The sequence below is a fragment of the Roseobacter sp. N2S genome, from assembly GCF_031454055.1.
Classification (GTDB): domain Bacteria; phylum Pseudomonadota; class Alphaproteobacteria; order Rhodobacterales; family Rhodobacteraceae; genus Amylibacter.
In genome coordinates, this window is record NZ_JAVDQB010000005.1 from 285,881 (window position 1) to 308,635 (window position 22,755).

General features: G+C 56.7%; 21 protein-coding genes. 9 read left to right on the top strand and 12 right to left on the bottom strand.

The window, feature by feature from the left end; genetic code table 11:
• Positions 1 to 98 precede the first annotated feature (98 nt).
• From GGE09_RS14160 to panC, 7 genes are all read left to right on the top strand, one after another.
• A complete protein-coding gene (locus GGE09_RS14160; protein ID WP_309746801.1) occupies positions 99 to 671 on the top strand; it encodes a TetR/AcrR family transcriptional regulator in 573 nt (190 codons plus the stop codon).
• Between the two features lie 117 nt (positions 672 to 788).
• The gene (locus tag GGE09_RS14165; RefSeq protein WP_309746802.1) at positions 789 to 1,994 is read left to right on the top strand and encodes an MFS transporter; all 1,206 of its coding nucleotides are present in this window, start codon (positions 789 to 791) and stop codon (positions 1,992 to 1,994) included.
• Between the two features lie 72 nt (positions 1,995 to 2,066).
• Positions 2,067 to 3,317, top strand: coding sequence for an Hsp70 family protein (locus tag GGE09_RS14170; RefSeq protein ID WP_309746803.1), 1,251 nt, complete (start codon positions 2,067 to 2,069; stop codon positions 3,315 to 3,317).
• 141 nt (positions 3,318 to 3,458) lie between these two features.
• Positions 3,459 to 5,972, top strand: a complete 2,514-nt coding sequence (locus GGE09_RS14175; RefSeq protein WP_309746804.1) for a heavy metal translocating P-type ATPase — start codon at positions 3,459 to 3,461, stop codon at positions 5,970 to 5,972.
• Between the two features lie 10 nt (positions 5,973 to 5,982).
• Complete coding sequence (gene cueR, locus GGE09_RS14180) at positions 5,983 to 6,378, top strand: Cu(I)-responsive transcriptional regulator (protein WP_309746805.1); 396 nt, start codon at positions 5,983 to 5,985, stop codon at positions 6,376 to 6,378.
• A gap of 130 nt (positions 6,379 to 6,508) precedes the next feature.
• Positions 6,509 to 7,348, top strand: a complete 840-nt coding sequence (gene panB, locus GGE09_RS14185) for a 3-methyl-2-oxobutanoate hydroxymethyltransferase (RefSeq protein WP_309746806.1) — start codon at positions 6,509 to 6,511, stop codon at positions 7,346 to 7,348.
• The gene (panC, locus tag GGE09_RS14190) at positions 7,345 to 8,184 is read left to right on the top strand and encodes a pantoate--beta-alanine ligase (RefSeq protein WP_309746807.1); all 840 of its coding nucleotides are present in this window, start codon (positions 7,345 to 7,347) and stop codon (positions 8,182 to 8,184) included. Before panB ends, panC begins: the two co-directional genes overlap by 4 nt.
• A 15-nt stretch (positions 8,185 to 8,199) precedes the next feature.
• Here the strand turns inward: panC and GGE09_RS14195 are convergent, their stop codons facing one another.
• The 7 genes from GGE09_RS14195 to GGE09_RS14225 are packed head-to-tail and all read right to left on the bottom strand — an operon-like array spanning position 8,200 to position 15,537.
• Positions 8,200 to 9,519 carry an aspartate aminotransferase family protein gene (locus tag GGE09_RS14195; RefSeq protein WP_309746808.1) on the bottom strand — a complete coding sequence of 440 codons (1,320 nt, stop codon included), beginning with the start codon at positions 9,517 to 9,519 and terminating at the stop codon, positions 8,200 to 8,202.
• Positions 9,516 to 10,163: an isochorismatase family cysteine hydrolase gene (locus tag GGE09_RS14200; RefSeq protein ID WP_309746809.1), complete on the bottom strand. Its 648-nt coding sequence runs from the start codon at positions 10,161 to 10,163 to the stop codon at positions 9,516 to 9,518. Before GGE09_RS14200 ends, GGE09_RS14195 begins: the two co-directional genes overlap by 4 nt.
• Entirely contained in the window at positions 10,160 to 10,951 is a 792-nt protein-coding gene (locus tag GGE09_RS14205; protein WP_309746810.1) for an N-formylglutamate amidohydrolase, read from the bottom strand. The genes GGE09_RS14200 and GGE09_RS14205 overlap by 4 nt, the downstream gene beginning before the upstream one ends.
• On the bottom strand, positions 10,948 to 11,841 hold the full coding sequence (locus tag GGE09_RS14210; protein ID WP_309746811.1) for a branched-chain amino acid ABC transporter permease: 894 nt from the start codon (positions 11,839 to 11,841) through the stop codon (positions 10,948 to 10,950). Before GGE09_RS14210 ends, GGE09_RS14205 begins: the two co-directional genes overlap by 4 nt.
• Before the next feature lies 1 nt (position 11,842).
• Positions 11,843 to 12,559 (bottom strand): ABC transporter ATP-binding protein, encoded by a 717-nt coding sequence (locus GGE09_RS14215; protein WP_309746812.1) that lies wholly within the window; start codon positions 12,557 to 12,559, stop codon positions 11,843 to 11,845.
• A gap of 10 nt (positions 12,560 to 12,569) precedes the next feature.
• Positions 12,570 to 13,724, bottom strand: coding sequence for an ABC transporter substrate-binding protein (locus tag GGE09_RS14220; protein WP_309746813.1), 1,155 nt, complete (start codon positions 13,722 to 13,724; stop codon positions 12,570 to 12,572).
• Positions 13,725 to 13,755: 31 nt separating this feature from the next.
• Entirely contained in the window at positions 13,756 to 15,537 is a 1,782-nt protein-coding gene (locus tag GGE09_RS14225; protein WP_309746814.1) for a branched-chain amino acid ABC transporter ATP-binding protein/permease, read from the bottom strand.
• A 149-nt stretch (positions 15,538 to 15,686) separates the two neighbouring features.
• Between GGE09_RS14225 and GGE09_RS14230 the strand changes: the two genes are divergently transcribed.
• Entirely contained in the window at positions 15,687 to 16,541 is an 855-nt protein-coding gene (locus GGE09_RS14230) for a MurR/RpiR family transcriptional regulator (RefSeq protein ID WP_309746815.1), read from the top strand.
• Positions 16,528 to 17,844 (top strand): glutamine synthetase family protein, encoded by a 1,317-nt coding sequence (locus GGE09_RS14235; RefSeq protein ID WP_309746816.1) that lies wholly within the window; start codon positions 16,528 to 16,530, stop codon positions 17,842 to 17,844. The genes GGE09_RS14230 and GGE09_RS14235 overlap by 14 nt, the downstream gene beginning before the upstream one ends.
• Before the next feature lie 40 nt (positions 17,845 to 17,884).
• Here GGE09_RS14235 and GGE09_RS14240 read toward each other — a convergent pair whose 3' ends face one another.
• Genes GGE09_RS14240 through GGE09_RS14260 form a run of 5 tightly spaced genes read right to left on the bottom strand, consistent with a single transcriptional unit; the run spans position 17,885 to position 22,755 of the window.
• Positions 17,885 to 19,153: a four-carbon acid sugar kinase family protein gene (locus GGE09_RS14240; protein ID WP_309746817.1), complete on the bottom strand. Its 1,269-nt coding sequence runs from the start codon at positions 19,151 to 19,153 to the stop codon at positions 17,885 to 17,887.
• 1 nt (position 19,154) lies between these two features.
• The gene (locus tag GGE09_RS14245) at positions 19,155 to 20,414 is read right to left on the bottom strand and encodes a RuBisCO large subunit C-terminal-like domain-containing protein (protein WP_309746818.1); all 1,260 of its coding nucleotides are present in this window, start codon (positions 20,412 to 20,414) and stop codon (positions 19,155 to 19,157) included.
• Entirely contained in the window at positions 20,414 to 20,953 is a 540-nt protein-coding gene (locus tag GGE09_RS14250; RefSeq protein ID WP_309746819.1) for a VOC family protein, read from the bottom strand. The genes GGE09_RS14245 and GGE09_RS14250 overlap by 1 nt, the downstream gene beginning before the upstream one ends.
• A gap of 9 nt (positions 20,954 to 20,962) precedes the next feature.
• Positions 20,963 to 22,240 carry a TRAP transporter large permease gene (locus GGE09_RS14255; RefSeq protein WP_309746820.1) on the bottom strand — a complete coding sequence of 426 codons (1,278 nt, stop codon included), beginning with the start codon at positions 22,238 to 22,240 and terminating at the stop codon, positions 20,963 to 20,965.
• Positions 22,237 to 22,755, bottom strand: a complete 519-nt coding sequence (locus GGE09_RS14260; RefSeq protein WP_309746821.1) for a TRAP transporter small permease subunit — start codon at positions 22,753 to 22,755, stop codon at positions 22,237 to 22,239. The genes GGE09_RS14255 and GGE09_RS14260 overlap by 4 nt, the downstream gene beginning before the upstream one ends.

Genomic DNA, 22,755 nt, shown 5'->3' on the forward strand with positions numbered 1-22,755 from the left:
TGGAGATTTGTCTGTAAGGTTGGGTCAGGGGCGCCAAAGCGTGCCCTTGCCGATCAATATACGGAGGCATCCTCCGTTTATCAAGGGGAAGATGCAATTTGCTGGAAACACGCAAACGCAAGCCGCGTGCCGATGCGCTGAAAAACCGCGATTTGTTGATCGAGGCCGCTAAAGATGTGCTGGGAAAAGGCGGGCCAAGCGCCAGTCTGGACGCGGTTGCAAAGCAGGCTGGCGTGGGAATTGGCACGTTATATCGGCATTTTCCCACCCGTGAAGACCTGTTCCACGCCGTATTCAGCCGCGAGATGGAACAGCTTGCCGCCATCGCCGAAGGGCTGGACAATTCCCCCGACCCCATTGGTGCCTTACGCAGCTGGCTGCACACAAATGTTGCGTTGGTGGAAACCAAACGGGGCATGCTTGGTGCGCTTTCTGTGGTGATGACCGCCGAATCAAAAAAGACCTATGCCGCCCTGACAGAGCGGATCGCCGCGGCCCTGAACCGCCTGATTGAACATGGTGTGGCCGCTGGACAGATCAGGGATGGCATCGCGGCAGAGGATCTGCTTCAGACTATGTACGCCCTGTGTTACGCCCGTGATCCGGGGCCGGACTGGCGTAAACAGGTGCTGCACCTGCTGGATATTTTTATCGACGGCATAAAGCGCTAATTGTTAGCCGCCTTGTCAGATCGGCCAGCTGATGTCTGTTGTGCCCTTGCGGCTGCCGCCAAGGTGTGACTAATTGGCGCCAATCCTGCCAAAGCTGCCGTAAATGGAAACCCCCACATGACGACCACGACCCGCACCAAAACCCATTTGGCCGTGTTGGCCGTTCTGGGGCTGTCACATATGCTGAACGATCTGATGCAATCCCTGATCCCGGCAGCCTATCCGATCCTGAAAGAAGCCTACGCACTGGATTTCGTTCAGATCGGGATGATCACCCTGACATTCCAGATCGCAGGGGCGATGTTGCAGCCTGTGATCGGGATGGTGACAGATAAATATCCCGCACCCTATTCGCCGGTTGTGGGCATGATGTTCACGTTGACGGGGCTGCTCAGCCTCGCATTTGCGCCAAGCTATGCGATGATCCTTGTGTCTGTGACGCTGATCGGCATCGGCTCGTCTATTTTTCACCCCGAAGCGACGCGGATGGCCCGTTATGCAGCGGGTGGTCGTCAAGGACTGGCGCAAGGGATTTTTCAGGTTGGTGGGCAGGCAGGTGGTTCGCTTGGGCCGGTTTTTGCCGCCTTGATTATCGTACCTTGGGGCCAGCCGAGCCTTGCATGGTTCGCAGTTATCGCCCTTATTGCTATGATGCTTTTACTGTGGATCGGTCGTCAACAACGCCGGATCAGCGCGGAATTTGCGCAAATGCGTGCCAGCAATTCCACCGGAGCTGACGCACCCCGCCACGCGCCCTTAACCATCGGTATTGGCCTTTTTGTGCTGACTTTCCTGATGTTTACCAAAAATGCCTACGGCGAGAGCTTCCGCTCGTTTTATACCTTTTACCTGATCGAACGCTTTGATCTGTCAATTCCCTCCGCCCAAATGATGCTGTTCATCTTTCTGCTGGCGGCTGCGGTTGGTGTACTGGTCGGTGGGGTCATTGGCGATCGGATCGGGCGCTATCGGATCATCTGGATTTCGGTTCTTGGCCCCCTGCCCCTGACCCTGATCCTGCCCTATGCAGACCTGTTCTGGACGGGGGTTCTGACCATCCTGATCAACCTGATCATGGCCAGTGCCTTTGCCTCGATCCTGATCTATGCGATGGACCTTTTGCCCAATCGGATTGGCCTGATTGGCGGGCTGTTCTACGGCTTGAACTTTGGCCTTGGCGGGGTTGCAGCAGCTTTTCTGGGTGTGCTGGCAGATTCCTATGGGGTGGAAGCCGTCTATCAATTCTGCGCCTTCCTGCCGCTTGCAGGTCTGGCGACATGGTTCCTGCCACGGCTGGACGACGGGATCGGTAAAACCACCTGAGCATGGCCGCTTGACTTACCCGTGCCGCGTCCATAAACGCAGCTTTCCAATTTATTTCGGGAGCGTTTGGTCATGGTACGGGACAGTCACGTATTGGGCATTGATTTTGGCACGTCCAACTCTGCCGCTGGATTTTTGCACAACGGCGAACCCCGTCTGATTGAAATGGCGCCGGGTCAAAACACCCTGCCGACGACGTTCTTTTTTGACTTTGAAACCCGTCAAACCCTGATCGGAGAACCGGCTAATCAAGCCCTGCTGGCTGGGGCCGAGGGACGGTTTATGCGGGCGCTGAAACGGGTGTTGGGCACCAGTCTGATGCGGGAAAAGCGTCAACTTTTCAACGAGCGGGTGTCTTTTGTTGAAATAATTGGCCGTTTTCTGGGAGAAATCAAAGCCCGCGCCGAAGCAGAAACAGGCCACAGCTTTGAACGCGTCCTGTCTGGACGCCCTGTAGTGTTTCACGGCACGGATGATCCACGGGAGTCCCAAGCAGAAACAGATCTGCGCGATTGTTACCTTGCGGCGGGTTTTAAGGATGTGAATTTCATGGCAGAGCCAGAGGCTGCGGCTATCGCCAGCGGTGCCTTGGATCATTCTGGTGAAATCGGTCTTATAGTCGATATTGGCGGCGGCACCTCTGACTTTTCCGTGTTCCGCGCCAGCCCCGAAGGTGTGACGATTCTTGCAAATCACGGCGTTCGCATTGGCGGGACGGATTTCGACCATCAGATCAGTTTTGAACATGTCATGCCTCTTTTAGGCAAAGGCACGCAGTTGCGCGATGTGATTGGCACAGGCTGCAAACCTGCCCCGAATGCCATCTTTAATGATCTGGCAACATGGGAAAAAATTCCCTTCCTCTATACGGCGCAGAACCGCAACATGGTGGCGGGAATGCTGCAACAATCCCAAGAACCTCAGAAATTCGGACGTTTGGAAGCAACCTTGCGTGACGAGTTGGGCCATGAAATCGCCTTTGGGGTGGAGCAAGGTAAAATTGCAGCCAACAGCGGCGATGACGGGTCCAGCATTCCCTTGGGGGTAATTGAAAAAGGTCTGTCCGCTGCTCTGTCGGGGCAATCCTTGGCAGATAGCCTTAACCCCTACGGTGCCGCGTTGCGGATCGGAGCCCAAGATACGTTGCGTTTGGCCGGGCTGGAAACCGGTCAGATTGATCGGGTGATTTATGTGGGTGGGTCTAGTTTGATGTCTGTGGTGTCTGATACGATGACGCTGGAATTCCCCAAGGCACGCCACACTTTTGCAGAGGTGTTTACCGCAGTGACAGACGGACTCGCCCGCGCGGCGGCGCGGCTTTAGGGGGCTGAATGGCAGTTATGGGGGCGTCTAAAATCGGAGCTTCCCATTTATTTCACCCTAGCCCTTGACCCTCCAGCTACTGGAACCCCCATATGACCTGATAATCGTCACCAAGGGTATGGGATCGTATGAGGTTGGGCCATGAGTAAAGAAACACAACTGACATTTAGCATCAAAGGCATGAGTTGCGCATCTTGCGTGGGCCGTGTGGAAAAAGCCCTGCGCGGGGTTTCCGGCGTTCAAGAGGCCCGTGTAAACCTTGCCGCTGAAACTGCGCAGATTAAAGCGGATGAATCGCTTACATCCAGCGATCTGGCGGCTGCACTGGACAGTGCCGGCTATCCTGCGCAGACCACAACCCATCGCTTTGCCATTGAAAACATGTCCTGCGCGTCTTGTGTTGGTCGGGTGGAACGGGTTTTGCAGGCGCTTCCTGGCGTCGTGTCTGCAGATGTGAATTTGGCCCAAGAACAAGCGACGGTTGTGACTTTGGGCACAACGGTTTCAGCCTCTGATCTGGTCAAGGCCAGCACTGCGGCGGGCTACCCTGCCAAATCGCTGGATGAACCCGACGGCCAATCGGAAACCGGTGACAGAAAAGCAGCCGAAAGCGCGCATTTGCAGCGGATGACATGGATCGCGGCTGCCCTGACGCTGCCTGTATTTATTCTTGAAATGGGCGGGCACATGGTGCCTGCGTTTCATCATTTTGTCATGGCCACCATCGGCACAACGGTCAGTTGGGGCATTCAGTTTGTGCTGACAACTTTGGTTTTGATCTGGCCCGGACGGCAATTCTATATAAAGGGCCTTCCTGCCCTGTTCAAAGCCGCCCCAGATATGAATTCGCTGGTGGCCCTTGGGTCTGGCGCCGCTTGGGGATTTTCATCTGTCGCACTATTTGCGCCAACCTTGCTGCCTGAAGGCACGCAAGTGGTCTATTTTGAGGCCGCGGCGGTGATTGTAACTCTGATCCTGCTAGGCCGCACCCTAGAGGCCCGCGCCAAAGGCCGCACGGGTGAGGCTATTCGCAAACTGATCGGTCTGCGCGCGAAAACCGCGCGGGTGGAACGGAATGGCAGCATTGTTGAATTGCCCGTGGATGAAATCAACGTAGGCGACAGGCTTCAGGTGCGCCCGGGTGAAAAGATTGCGGTAGACGGTGTGGTGGTCACTGGCGCGTCTTATGTGGACGAAAGCATGATCACAGGAGAGCCGGTTCCCGTGGAAAAAACCAACGGGTCCGAAATTGTGGGCGGCACGATAAATGGCACAGGCGCGCTGACCTTTGAGGCAACAAAAGTCGGCGGCGATACCATGCTGGCGCAGATTATTCGCATGGTTGAGGACGCACAGGGCGCTAAACTGCCTATTCAGGATATGGTGAACCGCATCACCCTTTGGTTTGTTCCTGCGGTAATCGGGGTGGCGGTTGTGACCTTTGTTGCGTGGCTGGCATTGGGGCCGACACCAACGCTTGGCCATGCTTTGGTGGCAGCGGTCGCGGTTCTGATCATCGCCTGCCCCTGTGCCATGGGGCTGGCCACGCCAACGTCGATCATGGTGGGGACTGGACGCGCCGCAGAGCTGGGGGTTTTGTTTCGCCAAGGTGATGCGCTGCAAACCCTGCAAGGTGTTAAAATCGTCGCGCTCGACAAAACTGGCACCCTGACCGAGGGACGCCCCGAGCTGACCGATCTTTCCATCATAAACAATTTCGAAGAGACCGAGGTCTTGCGCCTGATCGCATCGGTTGAGGCCAACTCCGAACACCCGATTGCTGCGGCAGTGGTGCGCCGTGCCAAACAGGATGGGCTAGAGTTGCACCCTTTGGATGACTTCCAATCAATCACAGGATACGGCGTGCAAGCCAGCATTCAGGGCCGCGTTGTTCTGGTGGGGGCAGATCGCCTGATGACCCGTGAAAACATCGAATTGGGTGATGCAAAGGCCATCGGGGAAAGGCTGGGGCGGGATGGAAAAACACCCCTTTATGCAGCGATCGACGGGCGGCTTGCGGCGGTGATAGCGGTATCGGACCCGATAAAATCAGGCACACCCGCCGCCATCAAGGCGCTCCATGAACTGGGCTTAAAGGTGGCGATGATCACGGGGGACAACCAAGGCACGGCCGATGCAATCGCCAACCGACTTGGCATCGACACCGTTGTTGCCGAGGTTCTGCCAGACGGTAAAGTTGATGCGCTCAACCGGTTGAAAACCAGCGACGGTGTAATCGCTTTTGTGGGGGACGGGATCAACGACGCACCCGCTCTCGCCCATGGGGATGTGGGGATTGCCATTGGCACCGGCACGGATATTGCGATTGAAGCAGCGGACGTGGTTTTGATGTCAGGCGACTTGAACGGTGTGGTCAATGCGATAAATATCAGCCAGCGCACTATGGGTAACATTCGCCAGAACCTGTTCTGGGCCTTTGGCTATAATGCCTTGCTGATCCCTGTGGCAGCGGGGGTATTTTTTCCGCTATTCGGGATTCTGCTATCCCCTGCTTTGGCCGCTGGGGCGATGGCGCTGTCCAGTGTGTTCGTGCTGATGAACGCCCTGCGCCTGCGCTGGATTTCCCCGTCACAGGGCGAAAAGAATCGCCCGTCCACCGCGCAACAGGCTGCACAGCCCGTAGCCGCACAATAGGAGCCAGAAGATGAACATAGGTGAAGTTGCCCAACAGTCCGGCCTGCCGCCCAAAACCATCCGCTATTATGAAGACATCGGTCTGGTAAACCCGCCGCGTGATACCAATGGCTATCGGGCGTTTCGGGCCAGCGATATACACAAGCTGTCGTTTTTGGGCCGCGCCCGTGCACTGGGGTTCACGATCGAAGATTGCCGTAACTTGCTGGCCTTATGGGAGGATAAAACCCGCGCCAGCCATGATGTGCGCGTCATCGCCAAGGAACATTTGACCCAGATCGAAGCCAAGATCACCGACTTGCAAGCCATGCGCGATACGCTGTCTACTTTGGTGCGGGATTGTGCCGGCGATGACCGTCCCGATTGCCCGATCTTGCAAAAGCTGGAAACCCTACCCAAACCATAACATCAGCGGATTCACACCGAACCCGCAGCTTTCAGAGCGAAATAATATTACACAAAACTTGCTCAAAACGACAGACTCTTATAGTGGCATGCACGACATTCCCCTGTGTGATCCCTCTTAAAGGACAATGATGAGCCAGTCTGCCCCCCCAAAAGCCCTGACCGCCACTGATATCCGCGCCCGAAAAGGCACCACACCGCTGGTCTGCCTGACCGCCTATACTACCCCAGTGGCCAAGATTGCCGACGGGGAATGCGACCTTGTTTTAGTCGGGGATAGCGTTGGCATGGTGCTGCACGGGCTGCCCTCGACGCTTGCTGTGACCATGGAGATGATGATCCTGCACGGTCAGGCCGTGGCGCGGGGGCTGTCAAAGGCGCTGATGGTGGTGGATATGCCTTTTGCCAGCTACGAGGAAAGCCCCGCCCAAGCCCTGCGCAATGCCGCTCGTTTAATGGCAGAGACCGGCTGTGGCGCGGTCAAACTGGAAGGCGGGTGTCACATGGCTGAAACCATCCGCTTTCTGGTACAGCGCGGCATTCCGGTGATGGCCCATATCGGGCTGACCCCCCAATCGGTGAATGCGCTTGGCGGCTACCACGTGCAGGGCAAAGGCGAAGATGCAGCGCAGATTTTGAAGGATGCCAAGGCTGTGTCCGATGCGGGCGCGTTTTCAGTGGTGCTAGAGAAAGTCCCCGCAGCCCTTGCAGATGAAATCACCGCGCAAATCCCAATCCCTACGGTGGGCATCGGGGCCTCGGCAGGGTGTGACGGTCAGATATTGGTGATTGACGATATGCTGGGCCTGTTTGATCAGTTCAAACCCAATTTCGTAAAACGCTATGCACATCTGGCCCAAGACGCCACCCGCGCCGTCAGCGCCTATGCCACCGAAGTTCGCGCCCGCGATTTTCCCGCCGCAGAACATATTTTCACCGATAAAACCGCAATCAAAGGCGAAAAATCATGAAGATCATTCGCTGCAAATCCGACCTGCGCCAATTAACTGACGCTTGGACCCGCGCGGGGGAAATCATCGGCGTGGTTCCAACCATGGGCGCGCTACACGCGGGGCACCTCAGCCTTGTGACAACCGCCAAGGCTCAGTGCAATCGGGTGATCGTGACGCTTTTCGTCAACCCGCGCCAGTTCACCAATCCCGAGGATCTGGCAAATTACCCCAGAACCGAAGACAGCGACGCCGTGAAACTGGCCCCCTTCAATGTGGATGTGCTTTACATCCCCGACCCGTCAGAAATGTATCCGGCCGGCTTTGCCACCAGCATTTCGGTGTCTGGTGTTAGCGCGGGCCTGTGCGGCGGGGCGCGGCCTGGTCATTTTGACGGGGTAACCACGGTGGTGGCAAAACTGTTGCTGCAAACCGCAGGGGATGCAGCGTTCTTTGGGGAAAAGGACTTTCAGCAATTGCAGGTGGTCAAACGGTTGGCGCTTGATCTGGACCTGAAAACAAAAATCATCGGCTGCCCCACAATCCGCGAAGATGACGGGCTGGCCATGTCATCGCGCAACCTGCGGCTGGGGGAGGCCGCCCGCAAACTGGCCCCACAGGTTTATGTGGAACTGTCACAAACCGCCGCAGCGATTGAACAGGGTGCTTCTGTTCCACAAGAACTGGCCCGTGCAAGTGCCGCGCTTTCTGCTGCCGGATTTGGCCCGATTGATTATCTGGAACTGCGCAGCGCGGCTAACCTAGCGCCGCTGACACACCCCGATCAACCCGCGCGTCTTTTTGTTGCAGCTTGGTTGGACGGGGTGCGATTGATTGACAATGTGGCGGTTGGCTAGGGGTATCAGGCACATCTACCAACCTGCAAAGCCTTGAACCTCTGCGTCACTGACGGCCCCAGAGCGGGCATCTTTGATCGCCTGAACCAGAATCGCTGCGCCTGTTTTGGCCTGCTCTTTGGTTAGAGTTAGGGGCGGCGTCAGTTCCAGCACGTTGGACTTCATACCGACGTAGTAAAAAACCGCGCCCAATTGCCATGCGCGAAACACGGTCTTGCGGGTCAAGTCGGCATCTGGTTCGCCCGTTTCTGGGGCCACCAGTTCCACCCCGATCGCCAGCCCGCGACCGCGAATTTCACCTATTTCGGGAACATCGATGGCAAGGGCGGAAATCTGATCCATCAGGTATTGCCCGACCTGCCGTGCCGATTGCGCCAGAGCATCGGTTTCAATCACGCTCAACACCGCCAAGGCTGCTGCCGCGCAGATTGGATTGCCGTGTAAGGTTTGCATGGAAAAGGCCGTAGCATGATCCATGACCCGTGCTGGCCCAATCACCGCAGAAATCGGCAGCCCACCCCCCAGACCTTTGCCCAGCACGATAATATCGGGGGTGAAATCTTCGTGTTGAAAACAATGCAATTTGCCTGTGCGGGCGAGCCCTACTTTCACCTCGTCGCAGACAGTTAGGATGCCGTATCGGGCACAAATCTGCGCCAGTTTCGATAAAAACCCCTGTGGTGGAACGATTAGCCCGCCGTCAGCCTGGATGGGTTCCATAAAGAAACACGCGACCTCGGCACCCGGACAGGTGGTTTGGAAAAGCGTTTCGATATGGTGAAGCAAGGCAGCGCCGGTTTTATCCCCCTCAAACGGGCGAAACGGGTCGGGATAGGGCACCAGCGTTAAGCCGCCGTCTTTAACCGCGCCCGCCTGCGCCGTATGTCCAGACACCGCCATAGACCCCTGCGTGCCTCCATGATAGGCGCCGGAAAAGGCCATAATGCGGGGTCGCCCTGTCACCGCAGGCACAACCCGCGCTACGGTCTCATTGGCGTCACTGCCTGAATGTCCCAGCCAGACGCGGCGGTCCGCTGTGCCCGGTGTCAGGCGTAAAAGCGTTTCGGCCAATTGAACGGCCGTGGCATTGCTGCCAGACAGGATCGACGCCCCCGCCTGCGTTGCCATCGCCTGATCAACAGCCGCCCGTAACGCAGGATGCCCGTGACCGAGACTGGCCGCCCCCCAAGAGGCAGACAGGTCTAACACTTGCCGCCCATCAGCTTCATACAGGTAACAACCCTCACCCCGCTCTACCGCCAGCGGAAAAAACCGCAGCTTTTGCAGCGCGGACAGGGCCGCCATGTCTCGGGCATAAAGGGGCGAATGGGTCACTTTGCGCCGCTTTCCAATTCATCAATCAACTGCTGTGTTGTCATCTGGCGGCAATAGCCTTTGATGGTCTTGATCGAGTGGTCGTGGCGTTCCTGCGAATAAGTCATACAGGCGTCAGTGACCTGCGTGACCAGATAGCCCAGATCACAGGCATCGCGGATCGCACCTTCTACACATTGATCAGTCACGATGCCGCTGATCACCAATTGCTTGACCCCCAGATTACGCAGCACATAGTCGATATGGGTAGACACAAACACCGAAGACGAGGATTTCGGAAACACGATTTCATCGTCCCCCGGTGCCAGTTCGTCAATCACTTTGCCATCCCAAGACCCTTTGGGCACGTTAAACCCTGTGATCTTATAGTCCAGACTGCGGTCGCGCCCGTCTTTGGTCAGGCTTTCGATGGTGGTGTATAAAACCTCGCCGCCTGCGCCACGAAAGGCGGATTGCAGGCGTTGCATATTGGGGATGATGCGGGTCTTCATCTGGTCAAAGAACCAACCGTAGTTGGTGTTGAATTCAGCGTCATCCATGTCTTTGAATTCCGCCCCGTCGCGGCGGGCGGCAAAATTTTGAACGTCGATATACAACAGCGCGGATTGGTCGATCTGCAGGGGTACTTCGCGGGTTAAAGTCATCTGGGGTCTTTCTGCAAAAACTGGGCGATGGCAGTGCTCAGCCACGCGGCCCATTGGGTTTGTCCTTGGGGGGTGTCGATCTGATCGTTGCAAATCTCGATCAAACTGTGGGCGCGTCCCTTGGCCTCTCCGTGGCGGGGAACGAACCAGTCGCTTTCGTCGTCAATAGTATAGGGTTCATTCAAACCGATCCTGTCACGGGAAAGATAAGCGGCGAAAGTGTCGGCTAAATCCAGCGAGGTCTGGCTGTCTTTGCGAAACAGAAACCCGATTTCCCAAGGGCGGTACTGCCCTGCCATGGACCGCGTAAAGCTGTGAATTGAAAAGGCCGCAGTGCAGCTGGGCTTTAGGATCTGCGCATCCACCACCGCCTGAAACGGGTCAAAGATTTCTTGAACACGCCGGGATTTCTGTTCGGTGGTTAGGGCAAGGTTCGCAGGCACCGGAGTCTCATCGCTGATCACAGGCATCGCTGTTTCACTGTCAGGCGGGCGGTTACAGTCGATTACCAAACGGCTGTAGCGTTGCAAGATCAGGCAGGCCCCCAATTGCGCGGCCACCAAACGGGACACAGCCTCAGCGCCGATATCCCATGCGATATGGGCTTGGCGGGCGGCGTCTGACAATCCCATATCCCCCAGCGCGTTCGGGATCACACGACCTGCGTGTTCACAGACCAGAACGGCAGGGTATGTGCTGTCTGGGTTAACCACCTCAAACGGGGTCGGGTCGGATTGGCCCAGCAATAACCCCGCTTCGGACTCAGGATGATACGCAGGGGCCGTCATACTTTTTCAGCTTTCAACGTGGCCGATGGGATCAGGCCGTTGGGGCGGAACAACAACACCAGAACCACAATCCCAAGGCCGATCGGGTCACGGAATTCCTGCATTTCAGGGGGCAGGAAAGCCGCCAGATAAATTTCGATAAAGCCCAGCAAAAAGCCCCCTGCCACTGCACCGCGCAGGCTGCCAAGCCCGCCCAAAATAGCGGCGATAAAGGCTTTCAGCACCGGCATGAACCCCATCAACGGATCGACCGAGGCCCGCTGCGACACCCAAAGCACCGCTGCCACCCCTGCCAACAGACCTGACAAAGCAAAAGCGCCTGCAATCACCGTGTTGGCTTTGATTCCCATCAAACGGGCAATGGCAAAATCCTCGGCAGCAGCGCGCATGGCAATGCCGGTTTTCTGGTGCTTCATAAACCAGTCAAGAAACACCAGCATCACAACCGTTGCCACAATAGCCGCGAGTTTATTAACACCGATCACCATGCCAAAAATTCGCACACTGTCTGACAGCAATGCGGGCAGTAATACGGGTTGCGAGCGGGTGGAAATCAGGTTCTGGAACAGAACTTGCAGGATCATCGCTACCGCGAAACTGGTCACCAGCATGGTGGCACCCGATCCGTTGCGAACAGGGCGAAAGGCGATCCGTTCCATTGCAACAGCGGCCAGCACTGATGCCGTTAGCGCCAGTGGCACAGCGATTACAAAAGACACCCCTGCAATGCCGCAATACATTAATACATAGCCCGCAATGGTCATCAGTTCGCCGTGGGCAAAATTGATCAGCCCCATGATCGAAAACACCACCGCCAAGCCCAAGGCCAACAGGGCATAAGTCCCCCCAAGGGCCAGCGCGTTCACAGTTTGCTGTAGGAATAAATCCATTTCAGTTTGCTCCTAGATAGGCATCTTGCATGGTGCCGCTTTCGCTTAATTGCGAGGGTTTGCCCTGTTCAACCACCTCGCCGCTGACCAGAACATAAGCGCGGTCTGCCACTTGCAGGGTCTTGGCAACATTTTGTTCCACAACCAGCAGCGTCACGCCCTGATCGCGCAGTTTCAGGATCAGGTCGAATATCTGGTCTACGATCAAAGGCGCCAACCCCAAGGACGGTTCATCCAGCAGCAACACGCGGGGATTGGACATCAGGGCCCGCCCCACAGCCAGCATCTGTTGCTGACCACCTGACAGCGTGCCCGCATATTGGTCTTTGCGTTCGCGCAGGATCGGGAACAGATCATAGACCCGATCCCAAGCCGCGCTGATCGCATCTTTATCCGTTAGGGCAAAGGCCCCCATGCGCAGATTATCCGCCACACTTAGCGTACCGAAAACACGGCGGCCCTCAGGGGACAGGGTCAAGCCAGCAGGCGCGAGGCTTTCGGGCGCGGACCCCGTGATATCTTTGCCGTCAAACATAACCTGACCCGAGGCCGTTGGAACCAGCCCCGTGATCGCATTCATGATCGAGGATTTTCCGGCCCCGTTCGCGCCCAGCAAGGCGACGATTTCGCCTTGCTGGAGTTCAAAACTGACCCCACGCACCGCTTCCACAGCGCCGTACCGGACGTAAAGGTCTTTGGCTGACAGAAGCGGCTGCATGGGCTGATCCTTATTGCATACGGGGCGCTGGGATCAGCGCAGCATCGGGGCTGGGGGAGCCCAGATATTCACGTTCGCCGTCTTTCACGCGGATCAGCGCAACCTGACGCACAGGCATACCATCGGTGCCTTTATACGTGATTGAACTGGTGGCACCCTGCACATTTTCAAGGTTCGCAATGGCATCCCGCAGGGCTTGGGGTTCGGTTGACCCGCCCGTGGCCAGAACGGCGGCTTCCAGCACTTTGATCAGGTCATAGCCGACCGCGTTGAATACAGTTTGCGAAGCACTGCCGGTGGCGGCTTCGTATTTTGCGTTGAATTCGGCCAGCGGGCTGCCATCCTTGGCGTAGCCGGCGGTGGTGAAAACAACGCCTTCGCCAGCTTCGCCCAGTGAAAATGTGGTCGGGCTGTCAATGCCGTCTGACCCGATCATCTGGCTGGTCACACCCGCAGAGCGCAGGGCTTTTAACATGGACGGGAAGTCGGGCTCATAAGACGAAGTCATGATAACATCCGGTTGTTCTGGCAATGCCGCGATCCGTGTGGCGATGGCAGAAAAATCCTGCTGGCCGATGGAATGGGTGTCTTGCCCCAGCACTGTCCCGCCGGATTTTTCAAAAACCTCGGCAAAATACAGTGGCATGGTGGTGTATTGGCTGTCTGGCGAGTAGATGATGTAGGCGCTGTCATGTCCCTGTTCACGCGCCCAACTGGCCGAAACTGTGGCCTGAACGTTGTCGCCGGGGAAGTTGGCGAACATGTAGTCGCCGCCGATCATGGGCAGCGTGGGTGACGATGCACAGGTGGAAATCGCTGCGATTTGCGCCGAGGACACAATCCCGATTGCCGCCAACGACGGGTCGGCATCACAGGGCAGAACCAGAACAGACACGCCTGCATCCACCAGTTCCTGCACCGCGATTGAGGTTTGCGCCGCATCTGAACGCACGTCTTTTTCAATCAGCTCGATCATTGTGGTGCCGCCAATGCCGCCAGCGGCGTTGATTTCATCCACGGCGATGTGGACGCCTTCCATCACGGGGGCATCATAAGTGGCCAGCCCGCCTGTCTGCGCTGTTGCCGTGCCAATGCGTAACGTGTCTGCCATTGCGGGCGCTGCCATCAGCGCGCCAAGGGCGGTTAGGGTAAGTAATTTTTTCATATCAAACTCCATGTTGGTTGGGGGTGTCGGGTCAGGAATGACCCAAATAGGCTTCTATAACGGCCGGGTTTTTTCGAATGTCTGCGGGGGTGCCTTGGGCGATAACTGCGCCTTCATTCAACACAATGATTGTGTCGCACAACTGGTTGATCAGCTTAAGATCATGATCCACAATCAATACCCCCAGACCCAAGTCTCGGGTCAGGGTTTGTAATGTGGTCATCAAATCATCGGTTTCTTCGCGGTTCATCCCTGCGGCAGGTTCGTCCAGAAACAAAAGCGAGGGTTCACAGGCCAACGCGCGGGCAATTTCCACCCGTCGCTGATCGCCGTAAGACAGGGTGTTTGCATCGCTATCGGCAAATTGTGCGATGCCCATGGCCACCATGGCACTTTCACAGCGTTGCGCCGCCCGTGCGCCCTTGCCAGTGGACAGAGCCGCCGTCAGCACATTTTGATAGACGGTAAGTGTATCAAACAGGCGGATATTTTGAAACGTCCGTGCGATGCCGTGGTTCGCAACCTCATAGGGGGCGGCGTTGGTCAACTCGATATCGCCGCGCCTGACAGTTCCGCTTGTTGGGGCAAGAACACCTGATAACATATTCAAAAGCGTAGTTTTCCCCGACCCGTTTGGACCGATTAGGCCGATGATTTCACCGGTTTGGACGCGGATCGAAACGTCATTAACAGCCACCAAGCCGCCAAAGCGCATGGTCAGATTACTGCCTTGCAACGGTGTGGGATCTGCAGTCTTTACCGCCTGTTGGGGGGTATTGCCGCCCTTTGAAACCTTTCGGCCAGGCAAGAAGCGTTCTTCCAGTTCCTTAAGACCCGCCAGACCCTCTGGCTTGCGGAACATGGCGAACAGAATGATCAGGCCGATGCCGATCTGTGTGGTGCCAAAAACCGCAGGCATCTCGATGCCCGCTAAGGAAAAGCCGCCCTCAAAGCGTCGCAAGATTTCTGTGACAAGGGTGATAGTCACAGCGCCAGTGATGGCACCTGTAACAGTAGACATGCCGCCGACAATCAACATGGCTAACAGCAAAAACGTATCAGCAAAGTAGAATTTCTTGGGGCTGAAAGCACCGAGGAAATGGGCGATCAACGCGCCGGACAAGGCCATGATAGCTGCGCTCAGCACCCATGCGATCAGCCGTTCCTTGCGGATGCGCACCCCGACCGCGCTGGCGGCGATTGCGTTTTCACGCCCCGCTCGCAAGCGCAGTCCAGACACGGAATCGCGGTACAGCCGCGCCGCCACCAATGCAACAATGCAAAATATCGCTGCCGACCACAGGGTGGTTTCCCGCGGCACCCCGAAAAACGATTGTGATCCGCGCGTCACATCGCGCCAACCGATAATCACCCCATGTGTGATGATCAACAGCCCCAGCGTGGCGATGGTGGCCGCTGATCCTTCTAGCCGGTTCAGCGCCAGCCCTATCACCAGCGCCACAAAGGATGTGGCCAGAACAGCCACAACAATTGCAGTCAAAAATCCGGTTTCGGTGCCAGCAAGCCAATCCGGTAGTTTTGGCAATGTGGCCATTTTCATCTGGGTCGGCAGTGTCAGAAGGCCGGACACATAGGCCCCGATCCCCATAAAGGATAAATGCCCGAAACTTAGAATACCGCTGTTGCCCGAATAAACCCCCATCCCCACCACTGCGATCAGCGATATGAAGAAAACCGTCAAAATACGCTCGCTTGCTGGGCCAAGTGTGGTGGCCACAACCGCCGCAAACACACATAAGGTGCAGATGCCGACAAGGGACACAAAAAGATGTTTTGAGGGTGATGTGGTCATCAGGAATCCTGTTTCTTACACGGTTCAGCATTGACAGATTACTTTCAGAGTCAATATTTTTGTTGCATTTGACACAAAACTTTTAGTTTGCTTTACTGACAACACCGCATCAGGCTACACGCTGGATTTCGGGGAATAAGGATACACCCATGGACGTCAAAAGCCGCATCGAAGGCATGTCAGCCGCGTTTACCGCAACCGAACGGCGTTTAAGCGCAACCCTTTTGATGGATTACCCTTTTGCCGGTCTACAACCAATTCAGGAACTGGCAGACAAGACCAAAATGTCCGCGCCAACTATTTCGCGCTTTGTGTCAAAGCTGGGGTTTTCCGGCTATCAGGATTTCCAGCGCCAGTTGATTGGCGAATTGAAAGACGGGCAACGATCGCCTGTAGATCTGCAAAAAACCAGCGTGCCCGTAGAAGGAGCCTATTTAGCGGGGTTTCTAGAGCGGGCCGAACAGATCGTCCAAGGGACGGCGCAATCTGTGACGGATGTTCAATTTGATATGGTCTGCTCGCTTCTCAGTGACCAAAAACGCAGCATTTATGTGATTGGCGGGCGGATGAGCGATACGCTCGCCACCTATCTGTCACGCCATCTGCGCCAAGTGCGTGGCAAGATTTTTCACGTCCCCCCCGACCCCGAAGTCTGGCCCGAATATCTGTTGCGGATGCGGCCCCGTGATATTCTGCTGGTCGCCGATTTTCGCCGCTATCAGCAAAGTCTGGCAACCCTTGCTACGAACGCGCAGCGCAACCGGAATGTGCAGATTATTCTGCTGACGGATCAGTGGATGTCGCCCATCGCGGCCAATGCAACCGAGGTTCTGGCCGTCCCTATCGACAACGGAACCCTATGGGATTGCTACACAGGCGCTATGGCCCTGCTAGAGGCCATTGTAACCCGCGTGGCCGAAACAAATTGGGACCAGACAAAAGCCCGAATCGAGGCATGGGATGCCAATCGAATTAAATTTGGAGTAGACGATGAAGAAATCTGAACCGCTGGTTTTTGCGGCCACCTCGGACATTGCTGGCATCACGCGGGGCAAGGCCTTCCCCTTGTCCAAACTGGACAGCCGCTTGCGCAAAGGCGTAGGCTGGACGCCGACAAATGTTATGATCACCTGTTTCGACCACATCGCCCCCAGCCCCTACGGCGCTTTGGGGGATTTGCTGTTGATGCCGGATGCAGAAACGGCGGTTGATCTAGATTTCGGCGACGGCGCGCCTGTTGAACGGTTCATGCTGGGCGACATCACCGACCTGAATGGGGCGGCTTGGGATTGTTGCACACGCTCTATTCTGAAGGCCGCGTTAGCGCGGTTGGAACGGGTCGGCGGAGTTGGCCTGTTGGGGGCGTTTGAACATGAATTCCAGTTTCGCGGAGACACGCCCGCAGGGCCGCAGGGCTATTCCCTGCACGGGTTTACCCGCCGCCGCGCCTTTGCAGAATCCCTGATGGCAGGGCTGGAACAGGGCGGTTTGGAAACCGATACATTTATGAAAGAATACGGCGACAACCAATATGAGGTCACAAACGGCCCCGCCAAAGGCGTGCGCGTTGCCGATGATGCGGTGATCCTGCGCGAAGTCACACGTATGGCCGCGCAGCACCACGACGATTCTGTAACCTTTACCCCGATCCGCGACACCGCAGGCGTGGGCAATGGCGTGCATATTCATCTTAGTTTTCTTGCAGCCGATGGCACCCCGTCCACATGGGACAGCGCGGGTCCGTCCGGCATGTCATCCGTCACGGCACCCTTTATTGCGGGCGTGTTGAAATACCTCGACAGCATCATCGCCCTGACCGCACCTTCCGCTGTGTCCTACCTGCGATTGACCCCCCATCGCTGGAGCGCGGCTTATAATAATCTAGGTTTCCGCGACCGCGAAGCCTCGGTCCGGATTTGCCCTGTGACGTCCGACGACCCTGCAAAAATCGCCCGCCAGTATAATTTCGAATACCGCGCGGCGGATGCAGCCGCATCGCCTTATCTGGCGCTGGCGGCGATAATCCATGCAGGATGTCAGGGAATTGAGGATCATTTACCCGCCCCCGCAGTGACCCAGCAAGACCTGTCTGAACTCTCCCCTGAAGACCTGGCGGCCAAAGGCTATGTGCGATTGCCCCAGTCACTGGAAGAAGCCTTAACGCGGTTTGAAACCAATGAAACCGTCTGTGGTTGGTTCCCGAAAGAGTTTCCAGCAGTGTACACCGCCCATAAACGGGGTGAATTGAGCGTAGTGCAGGACTTGGACGAAACCGCCCGCTGCGCCGCTTATGAAGCGGTTTACTAAAGGGTTTTAATAGCGTCACACAGGCGAATTGCAGCAGGTGTCAGACCGTGACTTCTGCCAGAAAGCGATTGAACAAGTCGGGCCGCCCGACTTGCCCGCCTTTCAGCATCATGACCAGATCGGAGGCGCGGGTCTTGCTGTGCCCCAAGCACAGCGAAACGCCGGGGTCCATGTCGTGCAAATAGGTCAGGCTGCGCAGGTTTAGAGCGTGGCAAATCATGCTGGAAGTGTCGCCCCCCGCAATGGCAAGCCCCGCAATGGGCGGCTTTTTATCAGACAAAACGGCTGTTACCAATTCCACAGAACGATGCGCCAAGGCTTGTGGGGACAGGGCATAGTCTTCGTTGGGCAACAAATGGGCCAGAACGGAAATACCCTGTGTCAGGTCTTGGGCAACAGATGCAATCAAATCTGCGCAGACCGCAGGATTTAAGAAAACCTCTGGGGGCAAGGGCACAGGTTTATACCTGCTGGCCTGGGCAACTTGCTCTGCCGTTACCGAAGAACGACTGCCTGCAAATGCAAAAACCGGAGCAGGTTGCTTTGGAACAATCGGGGGTGGCGGTTGATTTGTGACTTGGGCCGTCAAAGCCTCTGCCACGCTACTGGCGCCAACGATAAGAATGGGGCGTCCCTTAAAGGAAATGGCGTTCAGCGCAGCACCGATTGTAATTAAGTCAGCGGATTGACCCGCGTCGAGTAACAGCGCCTCTTGCATCATGACTGCCTTTTGAAACTGCGCGGCAAGCGAAGCGAACCCTGCGGTGTAATCCGTATAGGGAACAGCGCGCAGGGCCAAACCTTGCCCCTGCAAATGGCGGGTCAAATCAGCCTCACCCATCGGGGTGACGGGATGGTTTTGCATGACGGGATGACGATCAATGCGGTGGATTTTTCCCCGCGAATCTGCGGCAAACAGCGTGCCAAACAGGCAGTAACGCCCAAGGCTCGGCTGGCCCCCGATCACCAGAACCAAAGCGGGATCAAAAACCGCGCGCAAAGCCGTAACAGCCGCCCCGATTGACCCTACATCTGGCGCGGAATCAAAGGTGGAACAGACTTTGTAATGCACCACATCGGGTTGGTATTGCATCAGGGCGGGGGCAAAGTGTTCGATCTGCGAAACAATATCTGCAGGCGAAAGCGCACGCAGCGCTGTGGCAAGGCCAACTGGCCCTGCGGCAGGGAAATCTCGTGGCGGGTCAAGGAACAACTCTGCCGCCAACCCCTTGCGCGAAAACGTGGCGAGCGTGTCTGACGCGCCCGTGAAGTCATCGCCGATGAACAGGATTTTAGGCCCCTGTGCCACGTTAAACCGCCCCGAAAAACGACAGCGCAGATTTAAGTTCCGGTGGTGGGGAAACGTCCAACGCCTGCCCCGCCATCACCGCTGCATAGGCTTGTTTCATACTGGCAACACCAGCATCCGGTCCGTCGGGATGGGCCAGAATTCCGCCGCCTGCCATAAACATAAAGTCATTCGATCCTGCCGCCTTAACCGTCACAGGCAACGTGCCTGCCCATTGCCCAGATGAAAACGCTGGCATCACAACATCCGACGCTTCCCCATCGGGTGACAGGGGTTGTAGACAGCGACGGGCGGCGGCCGTGACCTCTGCTTGTGTATCGACAAACTTGCCGCCGATGCCGTGAACATGCATGTGATCAACCCCTGCAAGACGGTACAATTGATGCCAGGCATCGAACGCCATCCCGATACTGGGATGCCGCGACATGGCGCCAAACCCGTTGCGATGGCCGTGGATCGCCAGATCGGTGGTACTGCGCAGGGACTCCATGCCCGACAGACCACACCAGTTCAGGCTGGCCATAACGCATGTGCCGCCTTCAGCTGCGACCAGATCGGCGTGGCGGCGCATGGCGTCTGTTTCATCAGTGATGTTGAACGCCATCATCACTTTCTGGCCGGTTTTTTCCGCGTGGTCGCGGATGGCCTGCATTACAGCTGGCACACGTTCGGCAATGGGTGCGTGATCGGGATTGGCGCAGACTTCGTCATCTTTGATGAAATCAACGCCCGCCGCACACAACCGCGCCACAAGTGCAGCGATTTCATCCGGTCGCATGCCCACATTGGGTTTCAGGATCGTTCCAAAAATCGGCCTGCCCTGCACGCCCGTTGCAGCCCGCGTTCCGACAACACCCTGAAGCGGCATTTTATAGCGCGCACGGTAGTCTTGGGGGATAGATAAGGACATCAGCTTTAGGCCTGTAATCTCGCCAATGTCATAAAGGTTCCCCGAAACCGTCGCGGCCAAGGTCGCCAGATTACGCCCGATATTGGCCACCGGATAGGCAATCCGCACCTTTGCACGGTAATACGGTCCGGCGATGTTCTTGCGCTCCAGATAGGCACTGTGCAGGGTGGGCGCATCTTGGGTTTCAAGGGGCGTTACTTCCAGAACCTCAGCCGCGGCGCGGGCGCGCAGATCGTCGGTTTCGCCCGCAACCCGCACAAAAGTGCCGCTGGATTGTTCCCCCGCCATCATCAAAGCAACCTTTTCAGGTGGCATCGGCGTTTCCAGCAGATATTCGGCCTCTACCCGCATTAAATTTCCGCCAGATTTGGGAAGGGACGCACGGGGTTAGTGCCGTCCCAATCTTCGGATGCGGCGCGGATCATGTCGAACATACGGCCCTTGGGACCGAGAACCTCGGAAAGTTCAATAACGGACCCCGGGTGACTTTCTTCGGCGAAATAGGCGAAACGGCCGTCGTCGCCAACCTTACCGCTCATCTTGACGGTGAAACCCGCGTCCAACATGCCCTGCAGATCGGCGTCATAGTTTTGCGTCCAATAGGCCACATGCTGCAAGCCGCGCAGCCCCCGTTCTTTAAAATCGCGGTACATAGAGGGCGCATCGTTTCTGGTCTGGATCAGCTCCACCTGAATATAACCGTCATTGGCCAGCGCGACCGAGTTGTGAACCGCGTGTTGGCTACCGTCAAAAGTGTAATCTTCGATCGGAACACGGGGGTTATAGAACCAAGGCCCCACACCCATCACGCTGGACCAATAGTCCATTTCAGCTTCGATGTCGTCCACGACAAAACCCAGTTGGCGGATCGGCCCGATATGTTTAGCCATGATAGTACCTCATTTAATCAGATAGTTAGGAAGCCATGTGGAAATCGCAGGCACAGCGGAAACAACGACCAGCGCCAGCAAAAGCGGCACAAAAAACGGCAGGACGCCACGGATCACAACAGCCACAGGCATTTTGGTGATGATCGACACCATATAAAGGCTCATGCCCACGGGGGGCGTCAGCAGGCCGATCATCAGGTTCAGCACAAACACCACGCCCAATTGCAGCGGATCCACACCGGCCAGCGCAAGGGCGGGGGCGATGATCGGGGCAATGATCAGGATCGCCGCGATGGATTCAAGGATCATGCCCACAGCCAGCAACAACAGGTTCACCAGCAGCAACAGAACCAATGGATTATCCGAGATCCCAAGCAGGATCGCACTGGCCTTCATTGGCACCTGATCCAGCGTCAAAACCCAAGCGAACAGCGCCGCCGCCGATACAATCAGCAGAATATTCGCCGTTGCTTCAACAGTTTCACGCAAACAGGTCAGGATTTTGGTCAGGGTTAACGAGCGATAGACAAATAGCCCGATCAGCAGGGCATAGGCCACGGTGACGCCTGCAACCTCGGTCGGGCCAAAATAGCCGCTCATCAACCCGCCGATCAGAATGACAGGGGCCAGAAGGGCGGGAAAAGACACCACAAATTTGGTCGCAACCGCTTTGGGGGTTGGCTTGATCGTGTCGCGGGGAAAGTTGTATTTCCGCGCCATCATGCCGACTTGCACCATCAAAAGGGCGGTTAACAGTAGCGCCGGAACCACGCCTGCCAGCAGCAGTTTAACCGCAGAGACATTGGCCACAGACGCATAGATGATAATCGGGATCGAGGGCGGGAAAATCGGGCCAATGGTGGCGGCGGCGATGGTCAGGCCAGCGGCAAAATCCTCGCGGTATCCTTGGGCTTTCATCTGGGCGATCTGCACCGCGCCAAGCGCGCCTATATCAGCCAGCGCAGCCCCTGAAATCCCCGAAAATACCAGACTGACCAGAATGCTGACCTGTGCTACAGCACCGCGAATTCGGCCCAACAACATGCGTACCAGATCGAACAAATGGGTGGTCACGCCCATAGCATTCAGCAGGCTGGCGGCCAGAATAAACAGCGGCACAGCCAGCAACGGCGAACTGTCCAGCGCATTGACCGACCGCTGCGCCAAGACACTGACAGGCAGGCCGTTAACAGCAATCATCAAGGCAGATGACAGGCCAAGGGCGGCGGCAACAGGCGCGCCGAGAATCAAAAGGCCAAGGAAGACGGCCAAAAGCATCAGGCTCATTTCAACGTGTCCTCGGCATCTAGGGGCGGTGTGTTGGTCAAGGTTTCAAAAATCCGCAGCAGCGCGGCGGCGGTCAGAACCAGCGTGCCGATCAAGGCAGGGCCGTAGAAAATCCAGTTGGGCATCCCCATCGCAGGAGTGGAGAATTTCCCAGCACGGGGCAGATAGGCGGAAAAACCGAACAACAACGCAATGGCAAAAGCCAGCAAGGCCAGTTCGCCAATCAAATGCATCCAGCGGCGCAGATTGGGGCCGACCATATCTGGCAGCATGGTGACAGACACCATGTCACGGCGCAGCGCCAGCAGCGGAATCGTCAGAAACACCAGCGACACACTGGAAAACCGCGCCAGTTCATCCGCCCAAGGCAGACCCTTGTCAAAAAAGTTGCGCGCAACGACTTGAGTGATAATCAACCCCGCCATCAGCGCCAGCAATCCCATGCTGGTCCACATCCCTGCACGGGCCAGCCGCGCCATCACAGCGCGGCCAAAAGTTTCAGCTTTTACGGTCAT